Below are 20,535 nucleotides of genomic sequence, written 5' to 3'. Positions count from 1 at the left end.
TCAGGCTGAAAGCGCGCCGCGCACGGCCGCGATGATTCGCTCCTGATCGGCTTCGGTCAAATAGGCATGCATCGGCAGGCTGATGACGTCCTGCGACAGGCTCTCGCAGCCCGGCAGGCCGCCCTCGGCGACCGGGTACTGCTTGTAGGCCGTCTGCTGATGCATCGACTTGCCGTAGTAGATCGCCGTCGGCACGCCCTGGGCCTTCAGCGCGGCGGCAAAGCCGTCGCGGTCGGTACCCTCAGGGAGGCGGATCGTGTACTGCGCCCAGACCGACGTATTGCCGCGCGCCACGCGCGGCACCGTGACCACATTGCTGAGACCGCGTGCGTAGCGCTCCGCGACCTTGTTGCGGGCGGCGATCTCGTCGTCGAAGATCTTCAGCTTCTCGATCAGGATCGCGGCCTGCATGGTGTCGAGCCTGCCGGTCAGGCCGAGGCGGACGTTGTCGTATTTGTCGACGCCCTGCCCGTGCACGCGGATGCTGCGCAGCGTCGCCGCGAGCTCATCGTCATCGGTGAAGATCGCGCCGCCGTCACCGAAGCAGCCGAGCGGCTTCGCGGGAAAGAAGCTGGTCGCAGTGGCGAGCCCAAAGGTGCCGAGCTTGCGGCCCTTGTAGCTCGCGCCAAAACCCTGCGCAGCGTCATCGAGCACGAACAGGCCTTCGGCCTTGGCGATCTCCGCGATGGCGTCGTGATCGGCCGGCTGGCCGAACAAATCGACCGGAATCACCGCGACCGGCTTGAGGCCGGCCTTGCGGGCGGTCGCGATGCCGCGCTTGAGCGATTCCGGGCTCATGTTGAAGGTGGTCTCGTCGACGTCGACATAAACCGGCGTCGCGCCGGTCCGGGCCACGGGCGAAGCCGTCGCGATGAAGGTGAAGGACGGACACAGCACGGCGTCGCCCGGCCCGACATTCTTCGCCATCATCACCATCAGGATCGCATCGGTGCCGCTGGCGCAGCCGATGACGTGCTTGGCGCCGCAATAGGCCGCAAGCTGCTTCTCGAGCTCGGCGACTTCAGGGCCGTTGACGAACTGACAATGATCGAGAACGCGCTTCACGGCGGCATCGAGCGAGTCGCCGAGCCGGCGGCGCTGCGAGGCGACGTCGATGAAGGGAATGGGTTCGGAACGCAGATGCTGGTTCATGGCGCCTTGCGGGTTTTGATCGGTCAACATGGAATGGGATCAGCCGGCGACGCGGCGCGGGCCCTTGAGGGCGGACGACTTGGCGGCGGGCCGCGACGGCGTTTCCAGGCACTGCGTCGCGATCTCAAGGCTGGCGACGCCTTCGTCACCGGTGACCGCCGGCGTCTCGCCGTTGCGCACGGCCTTGAGGAACGCGATCAGTTCGGCGCGGAGCGGCTCGTCATGGCCGACCGGAAGATGCCGCATCGAATAGCTGCCGTCAGGCTTGAAGCCGAAACATTCGGTGACCTGGCGCGTCAGGAGATCGCCCATCACGTATTTGCCGCGGGTCGCGACCGTGACGCTGCGCGCCTTGAACGGCGTCAGCCAGTTGGTGTTGATGTGCGCGAGCACGCCGTTGGCGGTGCGGAACTGCAAGAGCGCGATGTCCTCGCGCTCGGCGACCGCACTCGACAATTGCGGCTGCACCTCGACGATGTCGGACTCGGTGAACCAGCGGATGAGATCGATGTCGTGCACGGCAAGATCGATGACGACGCCGACATTGGACATGCGCGGCGGGAATGGGCCGACGCGCGTGATCGCGATCGACAGAATATCCTCGCCCGCGATCGCCTGCTTGACGGCGGCAACGGCTGGATTGAAGCGCTCGACATGGCCGACCATCAGCGTCACGCCGGCCTTTTGCGCAGCCGTGACGATCTCGCGGCCTTCCGCGACCGTGGACGCAATCGGCTTCTCGACCATCACGTGGATGTTCTTGGCGATGCAGGCGAGCGAGACCTCGTGATGCAGATGAGTCGGCGCCGCAATGGTGACGGCATCGACGCCTTCGGCCAAGAGCTGGTCGAGCGTCTCAAAGCTCGCGCAATTGGCAAGCTCCATCGCCCGCGTGCGATGTGCCGGCGAAGGATCGACGACGCCGACGAGGCTGACGCCGGGAAGACCCGCGAGCACGCGCGCGTGGTTGCTGCCCATCACGCCGGCGCCAATGACGCCGACGCGCAAGCCGGCTTTTGCCGGTGCAGATCCTGTGGAACTCATTTGAGCAAACCCCGATTCAACGCAAATCCCCGGGGCGCTTCTAGCACGGACGCCACATTTGTGGCGAATGCGGAGCTAGCGGTCCGGACACGATTTGATTCAAAAAGTTACACGTTCCCCGGGCCTTAAGCCTCTGGAAGAGACCACTCTTTTGGCCCGGGGCGCGTGATTCGGAGTGTGCTGGTTACGACCTTTGATAGTCGTCTTCAATCCGGATGATGTCGTCTTCCCCGAGATAGCTTCCCGTCTGGACCTCGATCAGCTCCAGCATGATTTTACCGGGATTCTCCATCCGGTGTACCGCGCCCATCGGGATGTAGATGGACTCGTTCTCGTGCACGCTTTTGACGGTCTCGTTGACGGTGACGCGGGCTGTGCCGCGGACCACGATCCAGTGCTCGGCGCGATGATGGTGCTTCTGCAGCGACAGACGCCCGCCCGGCTTCACCACGATGCGCTTGACCTGGTGGCGCTCGCCATTGTCGACCGACTGGTAGCTGCCCCAGGGCCGATGTACCTTGAGGTGCTCCTCGGTGACCTTCGGCGCGACCGCCTTGAGTTTCGTGACCAGCCGCTTCAGCCCGTTGGCATCCTTCTGACGCGAGACCAGCACTGCGTCCGCGGTCGCCACCACGATGAGATCGTCGACACCTTCGAGCGCGACCAGCGCAGAGTCGGTGGTGACGTTGCAATTGCGGCTATCCTCGAACACGGCGGCGCCATGCGAAGCATTGCCTTGCGCGTCCTTGTCCGACAATTCCCACACTGCGTGCCAGGAGCCGACGTCGGACCAGCCGCACGACACCGGCACCACCGCGGCGCGCGCGGTCTTCTCCATCACCGCATAGTCGATCGAGATCGCCTTGGCCGCGCCGAACGCCTCGGGCTCCAGCGTCACGAAGCCGAGATCGCGACCGGCATTGGTCACGGCATTGGAGATGGTCTCCACGCTCGCCGCATCGACCTTGCGGTATTCGTCGAGCAGGACGCTGGCCGGGAACATGAAGTTGCCGCTGTTCCAGAGATAGCCGGAATTGACATAGTCGGCTGCCTTCACCGCATCCGGCTTCTCGACGAAGCGCGCGACCGCGTGCACCTCGCCGGAAATGACCTCGCCCGGGCTGATATAGCCGTATTCGGTCGCCGGCCGCTCCGGCTTGACGCCGAACGTGACGATGCGCCCGGCGCTCGCGGCGGTGAGGCCCTGGCGGCACGCCGCGACGAACGCGGCATTGTCCTGCACCACGTGGTCGGCGGCGAGCGCGAGCACGATCGCCTCACTGGCGCGGTTCTGCGCGAACACCGCGCCCGCGGCGATCGCCGGGCCGGAATCGCGCCGCATCGGCTCCAGGATCACGTCGGCCTCGATGCCGATTTCCGCGAGCTGCTCCAGCACCATGAAGCGGTAGGAGGCATTGGTGATGACGATCGGGCGATCGAACAGCGAGGCTTCCGAGACGCGCAACAGCGTGTCCTGGAAGGTCGAGCGCGTGCCGAACAGCGGCAGGAACTGCTTGGGGCGCACCTCGCGCGAAGCCGGCCACAGCCGCGTTCCGGCACCGCCGCACATGATCAGGGGGATAATGCGTTTGTCCATCGTCATTTCAAACCTTGAGGTCGTTCCGATACCAGGTGACAAAATTACGAATTCCGTGCGCGATCGGCGTTGACGGTGCAAAGCCGGTATCCCGCATCAGATCCTCGACATCCGCGAACGTTTCCAAAAGGTCTCTCGGCAGCAATTCTTTGATCGCCGTCCGACCCAGCTCCGGCTCCAGAACTCCGACGACGTGCATCAGCTCTTCCGGGTTGTGGTTGCCGACATTGTAGACCTTAGACGGCGCATTTGCGGCAGCCGGACGATCTGCGGTGATCCCTCATCCTGTTCCCAAGGACCGCTTCGCCCGATCCGTCGCTCGATCTTCCGCCCGCGGCGCCTCTTTAGCCTCCGCATCGACGGGGCCGCAATAGCCCCGCCGCCCTGCATGCGGGCTCCTGATCACCGCTATTGCAAGATCGGCGCCAAAACCATACCAAAGCGGCCGAATTCGGCGCCTTGCGTCGGGTTGCTTCAAAACCCTTGTTCATGCGGGCGAAATGCGCCGAATCCTGCTGTCGACGGCCAAGATCCTGATTTCCGGAGCGCTGCTATACATGGCGCTACGCAAGGTCGATCTGTCCGAACTGTTTTCGCGCTTCACCGTGACCAGCCTGTTCTGGATCGGCTTGGCGATCGCCGTCACGTTCCTGCAAATCTTCGTCGGCGTGTTGCGTTGGCGCGAGATCAGCGCCGCATGCGGCGCCCCGCTCGAGCTCGGCCGGGCCATGCGCTACAACGTAATCGGATCGTTCTTCAATCAGACCCTGCCCTCGGCGATCGGCGGCGATGCGGTCCGGCTGTGGCTCGTCGCGCGCGCCGGCGCCGGCTGGCGCGCTGCGACCTACTCGATCTTCGTCGACCGCGCGATCGGTTTGATCGCGCTCGCGATCATGATCGTCGCGAGCCTGCCCTGGAGCTACGGCCTCATCGCCGATCCGCACGGGCGCTCGGCGCTGCTGCTCGTCGACCTCGCGGCGCTCGCGGGTGGCCTCGGCTTCCTGGTCTTCGGCGCGCTGAAATGGCACTGGCTGAAAACCTGGTGGGCCACGCACCACATCCACGCCTGTGCCGTGATCGCCAACCGCGTGATCTTCAGCCGCTCGCGCGGACCGGCCGTCGTGATCCTGTCGCTCGCCGTGCATGTGCTGGCCGTCGTGGTCGCCTGGTGCGTCGTGCAGTCGATCGCCGCGCCGGTCGGATTCAGCGACGTCTTTATGCTGGTGCCACCGGTGATGCTGATCACGATGATGCCGATCTCGATCGCCGGCTGGGGCGTGCGGGAAGCCACCATGGGCCTCGCGTTCGGCTTCGCGGGCCTGGCCGCGAACGAGGGCGTCAACGTCTCGCTGCTGTTCGGCGCCGTGTACTTCATCGTCGGCGCGATCGGCGGTCTGGTCTGGATTCTCAGCGCCGAGAAAGCCGCGCAGGGATCGGCGCCGCTCGGGGTGCCGCAGTGAACGCGGCCATCGATGCGCTCGGCGCCGTCCCCTCGCTGCTTGCCGTTGCGATTGCCGCGCTGGTGTCGGGCGTCATCACCTGGACCAGCCGCCCCCTGCTCCAGCGTTACGCATTGGCGCGGCCCAACGCGCGGTCCTCTCATCGCATCCCGACCCCGCAGGGTGCGGGCATCGCCGTGATATCAGCGACGCTGCTGGTCGCATCAGCCTGGGCAGTCTGGGCGAACGTCGCGATTCCGCCGGCGCTGATCGCTGCGACGGTCTTGATCGCCGTGGTCGGATTTGCCGACGACATCAAGTCGCTGCCGGTGCTGGTACGGCTCGTGCTGCAGGCCGCAGCCGTCGGCGCCGTCGTGTTCACCACGCCCGAGACCGCGCGCATCGTGCCGGCGCTGCCGCTCGCGCTGGAGCGCGGACTGATCCTGCTGGCGGGCGTGTGGTTCGTGAACCTCGTCAACTTCATGGACGGGCTCGACCTGATGACGGTGGCGGAAGTGGTGCCCGTCACCGCGGCGCTGCTGCTGCTGGGACTGCTCGGCGATCTGTCGTGGCCGGCCGCGCTGATCGCCGCGGCGCTGTGCGGCGCCATGCTCGGCTTTGCGCCGTTCAACAAGCCGGTCGCAAAAGTCTTCCTGGGCGATGTTGGCAGCCTGCCGATCGGCCTTTTGCTCGGCTGGTGCCTGCTCGAGCTCGCTTGGCGCGGGCAGCCCGCCGCGGCGCTGTTGCTGCCGGCCTATTACCTCGTGGATTCCACCATCACGCTGTTCCGGCGCATCACCAGGCGCGAGCAATTCTGGTCGGCGCATCGCTCGCATTTCTACCAGCGCGCCACCGACCACGGCTTCACGGTCTCCCGCGTGATCGGCGAGGTGTTCGCGCTCAATCTCGTGCTCGCGGGGCTTGCCATCGCCACCGCTCGCGCCGGCTCGCTGACGATCACGCTGACCGCGCTGCTGGCGGGCGCAATCGCGATCGGCATCGTGCTGCGGCGGTTCTCCCGCCGTCAGGCGTCCTGAGCCACCAGCGCCAGCCGCAGCCCCTCGTCGAGAGACACCTGGGGCTGCCACCCGGTCGCAATCGCCTTGGCGAGGTTGAGCTCGAGCGAGCCGATCAGGCTGTCATGCGTATCCTGCCGGCCCATCACTCTCAGCAGCGTCCCGAGCAGGTCCGGCGGCATGCCAAACAGCCGCGAGTTCTTGCCGGCAGCCTTGGCCAGACGCGCGATGAACTCGGGCGTCGAGACCTGCTCGATATCGGCCACCAGGAAGATCTCGAAATTGCTCGCGGGGTCTGGCTGAGAGAGCCGGCGCAGGATGAACGACGACAGGTTCTGCACGGCAAGGAAGGCGCGGTGATTGCGGATCGTGGCAAAGGGCAGCGGCAGCCCGAGGCTCACGGCACGCGTCAGCAGCGCGAAATTGCCCTTGGCGCCCGCACCATAGACCAGCGGCGGCCTGATCACCGAGACCTTCATGGCGCTGTCGCGCGCCAGCGTCTTCAAGCCCGCTTCGGCCGCGGCCTTGGACATGCCGTAGAGACCGCGCGGCGTCAGGACATCGTCCTCGCTGAACGGCGCGCGGCCCTCATTGCTGCGACCGTGCACGAGAACCGTGCTGATGAAGATGAACTGGCGCACGCCGGCCGTCGCCGCGCTGCGCGCCAGCTGCAGCGTGCCGGCGATGTTGACGTTGCGGTAGAGCTGGACCGCATGCTCTTCGTGCTTGTGATGCACCCGCGCGGCGAGATGAACGACGGCATCGACGCCTTCAAGCGCCGCCTGCCAGTCGGTTTCGGGCCCGATCGTTTCGATCACGACCTCGTCGTCCCTGCCTTCCGATCTGCGCACCGCGCGGCGGACCGACCACCCCTCGCGCGCCAGTGCGGGCACGACATGACGGCCGACGAAACCGTTCGCACCCGTCACCAAAACGACTGGCTTGCGCTCGTTCATCGTTGCTCCGCCAGTTCGGGGTTGCGCAACAATTCGTCGACCAGGGTAGCATAGGCGTTCATCGCGGTGACGCGATCGAACTTCGCCGCCGCCGTCACCGCGCGCTCCGCCATGGCGACTGCGTCGGAGCGAGACGCCGCGCGGATCGCCTCGGCCAGTTGATCGGCACGACCGGGCGTCACGACCCAGCCCAGCCCGTTCTCCACCACGGTCAACGCAGCCTCGGCCTCCGGCTCCGAGACCAGCACCACGGGACGGCCGACCGCCAGCAGATTGTAGAACCGGCTCGGCACCGACACCCCCGCAACGTCCTTTCGGTACGGAATGATCCAGAGATTGGCCGCCGCCAGGAATGCCTCGAGCTCGGCATCCTCGACCCGCCCCACGAAGGAGACATTGGGCAAGCTCGCCTCAGTCTGCAACTGCTTCAACCGCTCGAAGCCGATGCCCCAGCCGGAGAGCAGGAAGTGGATGTCAGGCTCGGCCCTCAAAAGACGCGCCGCCTCGAACACGATCTCCGGATCATGGGTGAAGCCGAGATTGCCCGACAGGCCGACAACGAAACCCGCCGAGAGCGCTTTGCGGAACGGATTATCCGCCGTCACCGGCCGGGGTGCGGCCACGAGCGTCGCCCAGTTCGGGATGAAGCGGATCTTGTTCCGCGTCATGCCGGAATAGCTCAGTAGCGGCCGTTCCGCATCGCGGCCGATGGTGATGACGGCATTGAGCGCGCGGAACATCAGGCCGTTGGCGGCGCGCATCGTCATGGTGATGATCGAACCGGGCTTCAGCAGGCCCGCCATCACCAGCACGTCCGGGAAGAGGTCGTGCATGATCAGCGCCGAACGCGCACCCTTCAGCCTCGCCGCCGCCGCGACGGCGAAAGGCAGCATGAACGGTGCGGTGACGGTGAGCACGACGTCGCCTCGCCTCAGCTCCCGTGTCAACGCCAGGAACGTGCGCACCGCGAACAGCAGCTCGGAGGCGCCGCGCCGCACCAGCGCCGCCTTGCCCGCCATCCGGTTCTTGACGGCGACGACCCGCGGCTTGCCCGGGCCGGTCTGCGAGGCCGGCAACGCGCCCGGTGAGCCCGACAGCACCACGACGTCGTGATCCCCGGCGATGCGGCAGGCGATCTCGGCCATGATCGCCGCGGTCGTGCTCGGATCAGGCGGGTAATGCTGGCTCGCCACGACGATCTTGCCTCGAGGCTGCATGATCAGGCCGCGGTCGACCCGAATTCCGGAATCGCGTCCTTCAGGATGGTCCTGATGGTGGCCCGATCGTCGCGCGCGATCGCCTGCTCCAGCGCCGCAATCCATTTGCGCAGCGTCTGCATCGGCGGCTCGTTCGGCTGCGCCGCCATGATTCCGGCGACCCCGATCTCGCGGGTCGGCTCCTCGGAGGCGAACAGGATTTCGTGCAGGCGTTCGCCGGGCCGCATGCCCGTGAACACGATTTCGATGTCGTAGCCGGGTTGCAGGCCCGACAGACGGATCATGCGCTCGGCGAGATCGACGATCTTCACCGGCTGGCCCATGTTGAGCACGTAGACCGACACGTCCGAACGCCGCGTTCCGAGCGCATGCGTTGCCGCCGTGATGACGAGATCGCAGGCCTCGCGGATGGTCATGAAGTAGCGGACCATGTCGGGATGCGTGACCGTCACGGGACCGCCGGCATCGATCTGGGCCTTGAACTTCGGCACCACCGAGCCGTTCGACGCCAGCACGTTGCCGAACCGGACCGAGATCAGCCGCATCGACCGCCTGGCGCCGCCGTGACCTGCCGCAAGATCATGGTCGAGCGCCTGGCAATACATCTCGGCGAAGCGCTTGGTGAGGCCGAGCATCGACACCGGCTCGATCGCCTTGTCGGTCGAGATCATCACCATGGCTTCGGCGCCGGCGCTGTGCGCGGCATCGGCAACGTTGATCGAGCCGAAGATGTTGGTCTTGACGCCCTCGCTCCAGTCGCGCTCGAGGATCGGCACGTGCTTGAGCGCGGCGGCATGAAACACGATGTCCGGCTTGAACTCGGCCATCAGGCGCATGATGCGCTCGCGGTCGCGGATGTCGGCGATCCGCCCCTCGATCAAAGCAGCGGTGCCGAGGGCCGCGAGCGTTTCTGTGATCGCGTAGAGGGCCGGCTCGGAATTTTCCACGATCAGAAGGCGCGCGGCGCCGAACGCGACGACACGCTCGCAGATCTCGGAACCGATCGAGCCACCTCCGCCGGTGACGATCACCGCCTTGCCCTCGATCAGGGCCTCGAGCCGCGCATAGTCGATCTTTTCGCTCGGCCGCAGCAGCAGGTCCTCGACGGCGACGGCCGTGAGCCGTGGCGTATCGCCGCTCTCGAGCGAGGGCATGCGGCTCACGATCACGCCGAGCTTGCGCGCCCGCATCAGGATCGATTCGGGATGGGCCTCCGGCTCGAATGCCGTCGGCGTCATCACGACGCGCGCGATCGGCTTGCCGCGCTTGGTGAAGTCGGCGATGACATCCTCGATGTCGTCGACGCCGCCCAGAACCGGGACGTTGCGGATGAACTGGCCGCGATCGGCACTCGACGGCGAGAGCACGCCGACCGGCCAGATGCGCTTGATCGCCCCGCTCTCGATTCCGCGCAACAGCACCTCGGCATCCGCGGCGCGGCCGATCAGCAGCGTCGGCGCGGCATCACCGGTGCGGGCGTGACGCCGAACCCGCGTATAGCGGAAATAGCGGTAGGCCATGCGCAACGCGCTGAGGAAGGAGATCTCGAGGAACCAGTAGAGGACGATGGTCACTTTGCCGAGGAAGAAGGCGCCGCGGACGTTGGGGGCGACGAAGATGTAGTCGAGCGCCAGGAGCGCAACCGTGAGCACGGTCGCGACGCGGATGATGTTCAGCGCGTCGGGCAGCGAGATGAAGCGCCATTTGGTCGTGGTCAGGTTGAAGACGAAGCACACGACCACGCTGAAGGCGAGGAAATAGGGCAGGATCTGAAACAGCAGCGGCAGGCGGTCGAAGAAGCCGTCGCCGCCCTCGAAGCGCAGATAGAAGGCGGCGAACAGCGCCGCTGTGGTCGCCAGCAGGTCGTGGAGCGCGATCATGGCATTGCGCAAGGTGAGATGCGAAAGACGCGTCATCCGCTGACCGATGAAAATCCGTTGAGGTGCAACCTGACCGCGCTGATAACCCATCTCGGCCGGACATGCCAGTCAAGGCTTGCCAGTCAAGGTTTGCCAGTCAAGGTTTGCCGGTCAAGGCTTGCCATCCGGCCGGCCACTCAGGAACCGGCTTCCGCCGCCTTCGTCTCGGCCTGCTGGGCCCGGATCACCATCCCGCCGGCAACGCCGACACCGATGACGTACATCCAGCCCTCGTGGAAGTCGAACAGATGGGAGTTGAACAGCGAGGTGAAGACGTTCTGGACCACGACCAGGAGGCCGACCCAGTTTGCGAGCCCGTCGCCGCGAAACAACAGCAGATGCAGGATCCAGATGGCGTAGAGAGCGGCGACCCCGATGATGCCCCATTGCACGGCCACGTTCAGCGTCTGGTTATGCGGGTTGCCGATCACCTCGGCGGACGCCTGATACTGAGCATCCCCCGGCGTCGCGGCACGTTCGAACAATCCGCGCGTCGAGCCCGTGCCGTGCCCCTTGACCGGCGCCTCCGCGAAGAAGCCGAGGGATTTTCGCCAGAATTCGAGCCGCAAGCCGGCCGAGGTCGGCGCGCCTTTTTCGACATAGCGCGTGTAATCGCTGGCAAAGCTGTCGGCGGTCTTGCGCAATTGCGGCGAGGCCTGCCAGGCGAGAACCGCGCCCGCGAGCAGGGCGGCGGAGATGATCGCGATGCTGCGCCATCTCAGATGAAGCAACGCAAACACACCGAACAGGATCGGAATGGTGAGGAGCGCGGTGCGTGATACCACCACGAACACCATGTTGACGAAGAAGGCGAGCGCAAGCGCCGTGAGCAGCGCGGCGATCCAGTAGCGCCTCTCGCGCAGCAACTGCACGATCGGATAGGCAAGCGCGACCGCGCAGAGCGTGAACTCCTGGCTCTGGTCGATGTAGTTCTTGACGAAGATGCCGCGCTCGACGCGGTCGGATTTGAGCGCGAGGTCTGGGTAGAAGGCGACGAGCCAGGACATCACCGACAACAGCGCGCAGGACATTAGGAAGGCGACAAACACCCAATGTCCGCGCGGCGAGCGCGCAAAATGATAGAACAGGATCGGCAGCACCAGCAGCTTGACGGTCGGATTGACCGCGTAGAAGCGCGCCCCCCAGGCCGCGTCCGACCACAGCGTCCCGACCAGCGCGAGCAGGACCAGCGCAACCGGCGCCGCACAGATCGGACGCTTGAGCGATTGCAGGAACTCACGGACGTCGAGGAACGGCACCATGCAGAGCAGCATCAGGACATTGAATATCGCCGCAAGCGACGTCGACCATGGTAGCGAGGCCGCAGTCAGGATCGCAAACAGATCGACCGTCTCGGACCAGGCCGCCGGACTGCGCAGACGCCGCCACAGCACCTGGCCGGTCGTCGCCCCGGCGAGCGTCGTCACTTGCCCTCTCCCCGCGCGCGATGAACCAGCGCCGTCGTGCTGAAGCCCTGGAGAATGTCGACCAGCACCACGGTCCCGCCCGCGGCCTCGACGACCTCATGGCCGACCACCTGCTCGCGCGTGTAATCGCCCCCTTTGATCAGCGCGCTAGGCTTGATGCGGGTGATCAGGTCGATCGGCGTATCCTCATCGAAAATAACGACGAGATCGACGGCTTCGAGCGCCGCCAGCACTTCCGCACGCGCTCGCTCGTCCTGAACGGGGCGGTCGGCGCCCTTCAGCCGCCGTACCGAGGCGTCGCTGTTCAGCCCCACGATCAGGCGGTCGCAGGCGGAGCGCGCCGCTGTCAGCACCTTGACGTGGCCGGGATGCAGGATGTCGAAGCAGCCATTGGTGAAGCCGACGCGCTGGCCTTGCTTCTTCCATTCCGCGAGTTGCGCGTCGAGCGCGCCGGGCTCGAGCACGATCTTCTCCTCGGCCGCGAGATAGGCATGCGGCAATATTTTTCGTTTCAGCTCGGCCGCACTCACGCTGGCGGTGCCCTGCTTGCCGACCGCGACGGCGGCCGCGGCACTGGCCATGCGAAGCGCCGTGTCCCAGTCCGCGCCGATGGCGAGCGAGACCGCGAGCGCCGCGGCAACGGTGTCGCCGGCGCCGGAGACGTCGCGCACCTTGACCGGAAACGCCGGAACGTGAACGGCCTCGCCGTTGCGCGGCACCAGCGTCATGCCGTGCTCGCCTTGGGTGACCAGGATCGCTTCGCAATCGGCGAGCCGCATCACGTCCTCGCTGGCATCGACGATGCTCTGCGGCGTGTCGGCGCGGCTTCGGGTCGCTTCCGAAAATTCCTTGCGATTGGGCGTGAGCAGCGTCGCGCCGCGATAGATCGCCCAGTTTACGCTTTTGGGATCGACGATCACGGGCTTAGCGAGTTTTCGCGCGGCGTCGATGGTGTGGCGGAGGACGCGGGCGGTCAGCACGCCCTTGGCGTAGTCGGACAGCAGCACGATGTCGGCGCGCGCGATCTGCGGCAGGATTGCTTCGATCAGCTTGGTCTCGATCGTATCGGAAGCAGGCTGTGCCTGCTCCCAATCCGCACGCAGCATATGCGTGGAAAAATGCTCGGAGACGAAACGCACTTTTCGCGTGGTCGGACGCGAGGGATCGCACACCAGCACGCTTTCGATGGCGCCCTGCTCCGCAAGCGTCGAGGCGAGCTGCCTGCCCGCCTCGTCCTCGCCGACGAGGCCGACGAAGATGCAGCGCGCGCCGAGCGCGGCGACGTTGCGCGCGACATTGCCGGCGCCGCCGATATGGATCTCGCTGCGCTGGGCCGCGATGACAGGCGCCGGCGCCTCCGGTGATATCCGCGACACCTCGCCATAGACGAACTCGTCCAGCATGATGTCGCCGATGCACAGCACCGTGCAGCCTGAGATGGCTTGCGCGAGGGCATCGAAATCGAGAATGGGCGTCGGCATGGTGATGGACCTCAGCGGAAGCGGTCGGGCCGGTCGAGATAATCCCCGACATAGGCCTTCACCGCGTCCTCGAGCGTCGTGAAACCGCCATTGTAGCCGGCGCGGTGGAGGCGATCGACCTCACTCTGGGTGAAGTACTGGTAGCTGCCGCGGATCTGCTCGGGCATGTCGACGTATTCGATGTTGGGGCCGGCGCCGAGCGCAGCATAAGCCGCCAACATCAGGTCCCTGAAGCTGCGTGCCTTGCCGGTGCCGACATTGAACAGCCCGGACACCGAGGGCGTTGCCAGCAGCCACATGATCACGCGCACGACGTCGTCGACATAGATGAAATCGCGGCGCTGATCGCCGTCGGCGATGCCCTCGCGATGCGACTTGAACAATTGCACGACGCGGCCCGCTTTGACGTCGTCGAAGCGGCGCGCCAGAACGCTCATCATCGAGCCCTTGTGGTATTCGTTGGGGCCGAACACGTTGAAGAACTTCAGTCCGGCCCATTGCGGCGGCAGCTTCTCGCCGTTCGCAGCGCGCTCGGCGACGGCAAGATCGAACAGGTGCTTGCTCCAGCCGTAGAGGTTCATCGGGCGCAGTTTCTTCAACGCAGCGACCGAGGCATCGTCGTCAAATCCTGCCTCGCCGTCGCCGTAGGTCGCCGCCGAGGAGGCGTAGATCAACGGCACCGCATTCGCCGTGCACCAGTCCAGGAGGCGCATAGACAGGCGGAAATTGGTCTCGAACACCAGGTCGCCGTCGGTGGCGGTGGTCGCGGAAATCGCCCCGAGATGGATCACGGCATCGAGCTTGCGGCCCTGCAGCCAGTCCGGCAGCTCAGCTGGCGGCACGATATCCAAAAGCTGCCGCTTGGCGAGGTTGCGCCATTTGCCCTCGTTGCCAAGGAAATCGCAGACGACCACGTCGCTGCGGCCGGCCTCGTTCAGCGCGGCGACGACATTCGATCCGATAAAACCGGCCCCGCCGGTCACCAGCAACATTCCAACTTCCCTGCCAGATTCCGCCTGCCCGAAGTTTTGCGGCCCGGTTCTGCCCTAGCGCATGATCCGCCAAAGTGTAAGCGGTTTTGGGATTGCCACTCAGCCGGCTTTACCTGCCGGCCCGGAGCGGCTAACCGAACCGCCACATCAGCGCACCCCGGCCCTTTAACGAATGAACCAAGATTCGCAATTTAATGGGGAGGCAGATCGGGGCGACACGCGCCCGATCCTGATCGTCCCCTACATGTGGATCGGCGATTTCGTCCGGAATCACACCGTCGTGCGGGTCCTGAATGAGCGCTGGCCGAACCGGCCCGTCGATCTGCTCACGACCTCGCTATGCGCGCCCCTGGTCGATTACATGCCGGGCGTGCGCGAAGCGATCGTCTGGGACCTGCCGCGCGGGCGACTCGCCGTGGGCCGTCAGCTCGGCCTGGCGAAGCTCCTGCGCGAGCGGAACTACGGCACCGCCCTGGTGCTGCCCCGGACCTGGAAGGCCGCCATTGCGCCCGCTTTGGCCGGGATTCCGGAAAGGGTCGGCTTCGTCGGCGAGTTCCGATTCGGCCTGCTCAATCGCTGGCGCTGGGGCGAAAAGAAGCTGCCCCGCTTCATCGACAAGAACGCCGCCCTCGCCCAGCCCGATGGCGCCCCGCTGCCGGCGGAATGGCCGGTGCCGCAGTTGCGGGTTCCGACCGAGGACATCCTCCGCTGGCGGCAGGCCAATGGCCTCAGCGCCGGCGCCGCGGTGGCCCTGGCCCCCGGCTCGGTCGGCGTCTCAAAACGTTGGACCTACTATCCCGAGGCCGCCCGCTTGCTGGCCGAGCGCGGCCTTGAGGTCTGGGTTGTCGGCGGCCCCGGGGAAAAGGGCCTGGCCCAGGAGATCGTCGCGGCTGGCCGCCCGGGGGTCCGGGACCTCACCGGCAATGACCTGCGCAACGGCGTGCTGGCCATGGCTGCAGCCGGCGTCGCGATCTCCAACGATTCCGGCCTGATGCACATCGCAGCCGCCCTGGGCACGCCGACCATGGGCATCTTCGGGCCAACCAGCCCCTATCTTTGGGCCCCCCTCAACGGCCTCGCCGCGACCGTGGTGCAGGACAAGAGCGTGCTCTCCTGCCAACCCTGCCAGAGCACGATCTGCAAGATGAACGACCACCGCTGCATGCGAGATATCGCGGCGAGCGAGGTGGTGGAGATTGCGCAGCGGGTGCTGGGTGAGGTGGGGACAAGGGCTTCGACGTGAAGGCCGTCGAGGCTACGCCGATGATGACATCATACCGGTGTTTTGCTCGACGAGTCAAATCGACTTCGTAAAATCCGCAGCTTCGGGATGCCGGCCAAGCCGTTCATTTCGTTGGCCTCGGCTACTGTGCATGGGGTTGTTTTCGAGGTTTTTTTGTTTGCTGCCCTGAAGGCGATGCTCAAAGCAGCGGCCGATAGACGTCCCCGATCCGTGAGGCCTCCGCATCGAGACTGAATTGCGCGAGCACCCGTGCCCGCCCGCGCTCGCCCATAGCGATCGCGGCGGCCACGTCACGCATCAGCGGTTCGACCGCTGCAGCCAGCGCGTCCGCATCACCGGTCGGGATCAGCACGCCGGTCACGCCATCCTCGACCACGAGTTCGGCCGCCCCGGCGCGCGCGGCGACCAGCGCGCTGCCAGCCGCCATCGCCTCGATCAAGGTCAGGCCAAAACCTTCGTTGCGCGAGGTGAAGGCGTAGATGGTCAGCCGCTGATACCAGCGCTGCACGTCTTCGATCGGCAGCTCGCCGATGATGACGATGCGCGATTGCAGGCCGGCGGCCTTGATCCGCTTCTTCAGGTCGTTTGCAAAAACGGTTTGCTCCGGTGTGACCTGGCCGACGATGATTGCGGTGAAATCCGGATAGCGCGGCAGCAGGCGGCACATCGCATCGACGAACACGTCGGTGCCCTTCTGCGCGCGTACGCGGCCGAAGCAGCCGATCGCATAGCGGCCCGGCAACGCGGTTTCCGCGAAGGCAGCAGTGCGGTCGAGGGGCGGGGCATAGACGGCGGTGTCGACGCCATGCGGAATCACCGTCGCCTTCACCTTCAGGAACGAGGCCGAAAGATCTGATGTCGCGATGATCGCGTCCATGCGCCGGATCAGCCAGCGCGTGATCCAGCTATGATGGCGCTGCGCCGCCGAGGTGAAGACGAGCTTGAGCGGCCAACCGAGCGCGCGCAACAGCACACCCGCGATCATCTCGTTGTTGCGGCGCGCGTGCCAGATCAGCGGCGCCTTGCGGCGCCACAATCTCAGGAGATCGGCACCGCCCAGGCGTGCGATCCCCTCCGGCGCGTCGGAGCCGAACCACGCGGCGCGAAACAGCTTTGCCAGCCGCGGCGCCACCATCCGGTTGGTCGCGGTGACCCCGGAATAGCGCCTGTGCAGATTTGGCACGATCACTTCGAGATCGCCTGGGGAATTCGCCACGCTACGCTCCGTTTCGAAAGTCCCTATACGCAACATTAAGCATAGTGACCAGTTCAGCCGCGCCGATACCCACTCTTCACCACGTAAACGTTAGCTTGGAGCGTTGATCGAGGACGGGTGAGATCATGACTGTGCTTGTCACCGGCGGTGCCGGCTATATCGGAAGCCACACGGTTCTGGCGCTGGCGGAAGCCGGCGAGGACGTCGTCGTGATCGACGATCTCTCCACCGGTTTCTCGGCCTATCTGCCCGAAGGCGTGCCGCTGTTCATTGGCGATGCCGGCGACGAGAACCTGCTCGAGGGCGTGATCGCCCAGCACAACATCGAGAGCATCATCCATTTCGCGGGCTCGGTGGTCGTGCCGGATTCGATGCGCGATCCGCTCGGCTATTACCGCAACAATTTCACGACCGCGCGCAACCTGCTCAACGTCGCGGTCAAGCGCGGCATCGACCGCTTCATCTTCTCCTCGACCGCGGCGGTCTATGGCGATCCGGACCAGGTGCCGGTGCCCGAGCATGCGCCGACACGGCCGCTGTCGCCCTACGGTTCGTCGAAGCTGATGACCGAGATCATGCTGCACGACGTCGCCGCCGCCTACGGCATGCAGTACGTCACCCTGCGCTATTTCAACGTCGCGGGCGCCGATCCGCAGGCGCGCATTGGATTGGCCACCGTCGGCGCCACGCACCTGCTCAAGATCGCGGTGGAAGCCGCGACCGGCCAGCGCGCCAAGATCGACGTGTTCGGCACCGATTATCCGACCCAGGACGGCAGCTGCATCCGCGACTTCATCCATGTCACGGACCTGTCGCAGGCGCATCGCTCGGCGCTCGCTTATTTGCGCAACGGCGGCGCCTCGACGACGCTCAATTGCGGCTATGGCCGCGGCTACTCGGTGCTGGAGACCATCGACGCGGTGCGCCGTGTGTCGGGCCGCAGCTTCGCCGTGCAATACGCTCCGCGCCGGCCCGGCGACATCATGACCATGGTCGCCGACACCAGCCGCATCCGTGGCCTGCTCGACTGGAAGCCGCAATACGACGACCTCGAGACCATCGCCGCGCATGCGCTGGCGTGGGAGGACAAGCTGTTCCGCGAGCGCCACGGCGAGCTCCGCCACGCCGCCTCGGCCTAGATTCCATTCCAGCGCAAGCCCTAATTGGGCTTGAAAAGCGCTGGCTTAGCGGGCACAGAGGCCGTTCGATCCCTGACGCGCGGGCAGGCTTATTCCTGTGCCGTCAATGGACTGCGGATGGCTCAGTTTCCAAAGAAAATCACCGACGATCCCTATGCGGCAGCGGTGCTGATTCGCCGCCTGGTCACGGAACAGGGCATCATCTACTGGCGGCGCTACCTCGTCGCCTTCGCGCTGATGGCGCTTGCCGCCGGATCGACCGCGGGCGCGACCTACGTGCTCGGCCAGGTCATCAACCAGGCCTATGTCGACAAGAACATCCCGGGCATCGCGATGTTCTCGGGCATCACGGTGATCCTGCTCTTCATCAAGGGCGTGGCGACCTACGGTCACATGGTGATCCTGACCAAGATCTCCAACGCCATCCTCGCCACCAACCAGCGCCAGCTGTTCGCCAAGCTCATGCGCGAGAGCGTCGGATTCTTCTCCGAGCGGCATTCGTCGGAATTCCTGGCGCGGCTGACGGCCGGCGCCAAGTCCATCACCGACGTCCTCAACATGCTGGTCAATGCGGTCGGGCGCGACCTCATGATGTTGCTCGCCATGATCGGCGTGATGGTGTGGCAGGATCCGGTGATGTCGTTCATCGGCCTCGTCGCCGTGCCACCGGCGATGCTGGTGCTGCGCAAGCTGGTCAAGCGCATCAAGGGGCTCGCCTACAACCAGTTCACCGGCACCGCCGACATCCTGGAGACGATGCAGGAATCGCTGCAGGGCATCCGCACGGTGAAAGCATTCACGCTCGAAGACACCATGCAGACCCGCATCGACGAGAACATCGCGATCGTCGAGCGCAACGCCAACAAGATGGCTCGCGTCGCCAACCGCTCCAATCCGCTGATGGAGATGCTCGGCGGCTTCGCGGTCGCCGGCTGTTTGCTTTACGGCGGCTATAGCGTAGTCGCCCTCAACGCCACGCCTGGCGCGTTCTTTTCCTTCATGACCGCGTTCCTGATGGCGACCGAGCCGGCCAAGCGGCTGGCGCGGCTCAACATCGATCTCAACAGCCAGCTCGTTGGCGCCCGCATGCTGCTGGAAGTCGTCGACAGCCCCGCGAGCGAGCATTCCGACGACGGCAAGCCGGCGCTGAAACTGTCGACTGCGCGCATCGAGCTGCGCGACGTCAGCTTTTCCTATCGCAACGGTGAGACCGTCCTCAACCGCATGAGCTTTGTTGCCGAGCCCGGCAAGGTCACTGCGCTGGTCGGCCCCTCCGGCGGCGGCAAATCGACCGTGCTGGGGTTGCTGCTGCGCTTCTACGAGGTGACGCAAGGCGACATCGTGATCGACGGCCAGTCGATCGGCGCGGTCTCGCGAAAATCGCTGCGGGCCCAGACCGCCTATGTCGGTCAGGACGTCTATCTGTTCCGCGACACCATCCGCAGCAACATCGCGTTCGGCCGCGCGGGCGCGACCGAAGACCAGATCATCGACGCCGCCAAGGCGGCCTGCGCGCATGATTTCATCATGGGCTTCCCGCTCGGCTACGACACGCCCGTCGGCGAGCACGGCACGCAGCTGTCCGGCGGCCAGCGCCAGCGCATCGCGGTTGCGCGCGCGCTGATCAAGAACGCGCCGATCATCCTGCTTGACGAAGCCACCGCCGCGCTCGATTCCGAGTCCGAGCGGCAGGTGCAGGAGGCGATCGAGCATCTCTGCCAGAACCGCACCACCATCGTGATCGCGCACCGCCTGCACACCATCATGCACGCCGATGCGATCCTGGTGGTCGAGGGCGGCGAGATCGTCGAGCAGGGCCGGCATGACGAGTTGCTCCGCCGCGGCGGCCGCTACGCCTCGTTCTTCCGCCTGCAACATCACGACGCCGGTGCTCTGGCGCCGATCAGCGCAACCGCATAGAGTTCCCTTCACCTCAAGAGCAGCGAGATCGCACCATGAACGCCGCCCCCTACGTCATCCCGCTTCCGACCCAGGCTTCGCTTCCCGTCGTCGGGGAAAGCGGCCGTTATCCCGTGCGCCGCATCTGGTGCGTCGGCCGCAACTATCTCGAGCACATCCGCGAGATGGGCAATGACGAGCGCGCCCCGCCGTTCTTCTTCGCCAAGCACGCCGACATGCTGGTGCCCGACGGCGCCACCATTCCCTATCCGCCGCTGACCAAGGATCTCCATCACGAGGTCGAGCTGATCGTCGCAATGAAGAGCGGCGGCCTCAACATTCCCGCCGAGAAAGCGCTCGACCATGTCTACGGCTATGCCGTCGGCATCGACCTGACCCGCCGCGACCTGCAGATCGCTTCGCGCAAGAAGGAGCGTCCGTGGGAGGTCGGCAAGTCGTTCGACTATTCGGCGCCTTGTTCCGCGGTGCAGCCGGCATCGAAGATCGGCCACCCCGCCAAGGGCAAGATCTGGCTCACGGTCAACGGCAAGGAAGCGCAGAAGGGCGACCTCACCGAGCTGATCTGGAACGTGCCTGAGATCATCTGGCAGCTCTCGCAGCAGGTGAAGCTCGCCGCCGGCGACATCATCATGACGGGCACGCCGGCCGGCGTGTCGCAGCTCCAGCCCGGCGACAAGCTCGAATGCGGCGTCGACGGCGTCGGCACGCTGAAGGTGAGCATCGGTCAGCCGGAATAAGGCTGAGCTCGAGATCACGGGACAGCAAAGCCCCGGGCAT

16 protein-coding genes and 1 pseudogene are annotated in these 20,535 nt (G+C 65.6%); 6 read left to right on the top strand and 11 right to left on the bottom strand.

Features of this window, described 5'->3' with window-relative positions; genetic code table 11:
- The 4 genes and pseudogenes from RX329_RS14955 to RX329_RS14940 all read right to left on the bottom strand — a co-directional run.
- Positions 1 to 1,152 carry a DegT/DnrJ/EryC1/StrS family aminotransferase gene (locus tag RX329_RS14955; protein ID WP_317246416.1) on the bottom strand — a complete coding sequence of 384 codons (1,152 nt, stop codon included), beginning with the start codon at positions 1,150 to 1,152 and terminating at the stop codon, positions 1 to 3.
- 39 nt (positions 1,153 to 1,191) lie between these two features.
- Positions 1,192 to 2,196 carry a Gfo/Idh/MocA family protein gene (locus RX329_RS14950; protein WP_026233387.1) on the bottom strand — a complete coding sequence of 335 codons (1,005 nt, stop codon included), beginning with the start codon at positions 2,194 to 2,196 and terminating at the stop codon, positions 1,192 to 1,194.
- Positions 2,197 to 2,380: 184 nt separating this feature from the next.
- Positions 2,381 to 3,793 (bottom strand): mannose-1-phosphate guanylyltransferase/mannose-6-phosphate isomerase, encoded by a 1,413-nt coding sequence (locus RX329_RS14945; protein WP_317246084.1) that lies wholly within the window; start codon positions 3,791 to 3,793, stop codon positions 2,381 to 2,383.
- A 7-nt stretch (positions 3,794 to 3,800) separates the two neighbouring features.
- Positions 3,801 to 4,070, bottom strand: a pseudogene (locus tag RX329_RS14940) (UDP-glucuronate 5-epimerase); the annotation flags it as partial.
- A 223-nt stretch (positions 4,071 to 4,293) separates the two neighbouring features.
- Between RX329_RS14940 and RX329_RS14935 the strand changes: the two are divergent.
- Both RX329_RS14935 and RX329_RS14930 read left to right on the top strand, forming a co-directional pair.
- Positions 4,294 to 5,253 carry a lysylphosphatidylglycerol synthase transmembrane domain-containing protein gene (locus RX329_RS14935; RefSeq protein ID WP_317246083.1) on the top strand — a complete coding sequence of 320 codons (960 nt, stop codon included), beginning with the start codon at positions 4,294 to 4,296 and terminating at the stop codon, positions 5,251 to 5,253.
- Positions 5,250 to 6,269 carry a glycosyltransferase family 4 protein gene (locus tag RX329_RS14930; RefSeq protein ID WP_317246082.1) on the top strand — a complete coding sequence of 340 codons (1,020 nt, stop codon included), beginning with the start codon at positions 5,250 to 5,252 and terminating at the stop codon, positions 6,267 to 6,269. Before RX329_RS14935 ends, RX329_RS14930 begins: the two co-directional genes overlap by 4 nt.
- Here RX329_RS14930 and RX329_RS14925 read toward each other — a convergent pair.
- The 6 genes from RX329_RS14925 to rfaD all read right to left on the bottom strand — a co-directional run bounded on the left by RX329_RS14925 (position 6,257) and on the right by rfaD (position 14,240).
- A complete protein-coding gene (locus RX329_RS14925) occupies positions 6,257 to 7,204 on the bottom strand; it encodes an NAD-dependent epimerase/dehydratase family protein (RefSeq protein ID WP_317246081.1) in 948 nt (315 codons plus the stop codon). The genes RX329_RS14930 and RX329_RS14925 overlap by 13 nt on opposite strands.
- Positions 7,201 to 8,421 (bottom strand): glycosyltransferase family 4 protein, encoded by a 1,221-nt coding sequence (locus tag RX329_RS14920; RefSeq protein ID WP_317246080.1) that lies wholly within the window; start codon positions 8,419 to 8,421, stop codon positions 7,201 to 7,203. The genes RX329_RS14925 and RX329_RS14920 overlap by 4 nt, the downstream gene beginning before the upstream one ends.
- A gap of 2 nt (positions 8,422 to 8,423) precedes the next feature.
- Positions 8,424 to 10,337, bottom strand: coding sequence for an SDR family NAD(P)-dependent oxidoreductase (locus RX329_RS14915; protein ID WP_317246079.1), 1,914 nt, complete (start codon positions 10,335 to 10,337; stop codon positions 8,424 to 8,426).
- 140 nt (positions 10,338 to 10,477) lie between these two features.
- A complete protein-coding gene (locus RX329_RS14910) occupies positions 10,478 to 11,767 on the bottom strand; it encodes an O-antigen ligase family protein (protein ID WP_317246078.1) in 1,290 nt (429 codons plus the stop codon).
- Positions 11,764 to 13,248, bottom strand: coding sequence for a D-glycero-beta-D-manno-heptose-7-phosphate kinase (rfaE1, locus tag RX329_RS14905; protein WP_317246077.1), 1,485 nt, complete (start codon positions 13,246 to 13,248; stop codon positions 11,764 to 11,766). Before rfaE1 ends, RX329_RS14910 begins: the two co-directional genes overlap by 4 nt.
- A gap of 11 nt (positions 13,249 to 13,259) precedes the next feature.
- On the bottom strand, positions 13,260 to 14,240 hold the full coding sequence (gene rfaD, locus RX329_RS14900; RefSeq protein WP_247392502.1) for an ADP-glyceromanno-heptose 6-epimerase: 981 nt from the start codon (positions 14,238 to 14,240) through the stop codon (positions 13,260 to 13,262).
- A 172-nt stretch (positions 14,241 to 14,412) separates the two neighbouring features.
- On the opposite strand from rfaD, the gene waaF reads away from it, so the two are divergent.
- Complete coding sequence (waaF, locus tag RX329_RS14895) at positions 14,413 to 15,483, top strand: lipopolysaccharide heptosyltransferase II (RefSeq protein ID WP_317246076.1); 1,071 nt, start codon at positions 14,413 to 14,415, stop codon at positions 15,481 to 15,483.
- Positions 15,484 to 15,661: 178 nt separating this feature from the next.
- Here the strand turns inward: waaF and RX329_RS14890 are convergent, their stop codons facing one another.
- Entirely contained in the window at positions 15,662 to 16,699 is a 1,038-nt protein-coding gene (locus tag RX329_RS14890) for a glycosyltransferase family 4 protein (RefSeq protein WP_317246075.1), read from the bottom strand.
- A 125-nt stretch (positions 16,700 to 16,824) separates the two neighbouring features.
- Here RX329_RS14890 and galE point away from each other — a divergent pair, with 125 nt between their 5' ends.
- The 3 genes from galE to RX329_RS14875 all read left to right on the top strand — a co-directional run bounded on the left by galE (position 16,825) and on the right by RX329_RS14875 (position 20,495).
- Complete coding sequence (gene galE / locus RX329_RS14885) at positions 16,825 to 17,838, top strand: UDP-glucose 4-epimerase GalE (RefSeq protein ID WP_007612473.1); 1,014 nt, start codon at positions 16,825 to 16,827, stop codon at positions 17,836 to 17,838.
- Positions 17,839 to 17,955: 117 nt separating this feature from the next.
- Entirely contained in the window at positions 17,956 to 19,758 is a 1,803-nt protein-coding gene (locus tag RX329_RS14880) for an ABC transporter ATP-binding protein (protein ID WP_317246074.1), read from the top strand.
- A 35-nt stretch (positions 19,759 to 19,793) separates the two neighbouring features.
- Complete coding sequence (locus RX329_RS14875) at positions 19,794 to 20,495, top strand: fumarylacetoacetate hydrolase family protein (RefSeq protein ID WP_317246073.1); 702 nt, start codon at positions 19,794 to 19,796, stop codon at positions 20,493 to 20,495.
- Positions 20,496 to 20,535 lie beyond the last annotated feature (40 nt).

The sequence above is a fragment of the Bradyrhizobium sp. BWC-3-1 genome (genome assembly GCF_032917965.1).
Classification (GTDB): Bacteria; Pseudomonadota; Alphaproteobacteria; order Rhizobiales; family Xanthobacteraceae; genus Bradyrhizobium; species Bradyrhizobium canariense_D.
This window is presented reverse-complemented; position numbering and strand designations above follow the sequence as displayed.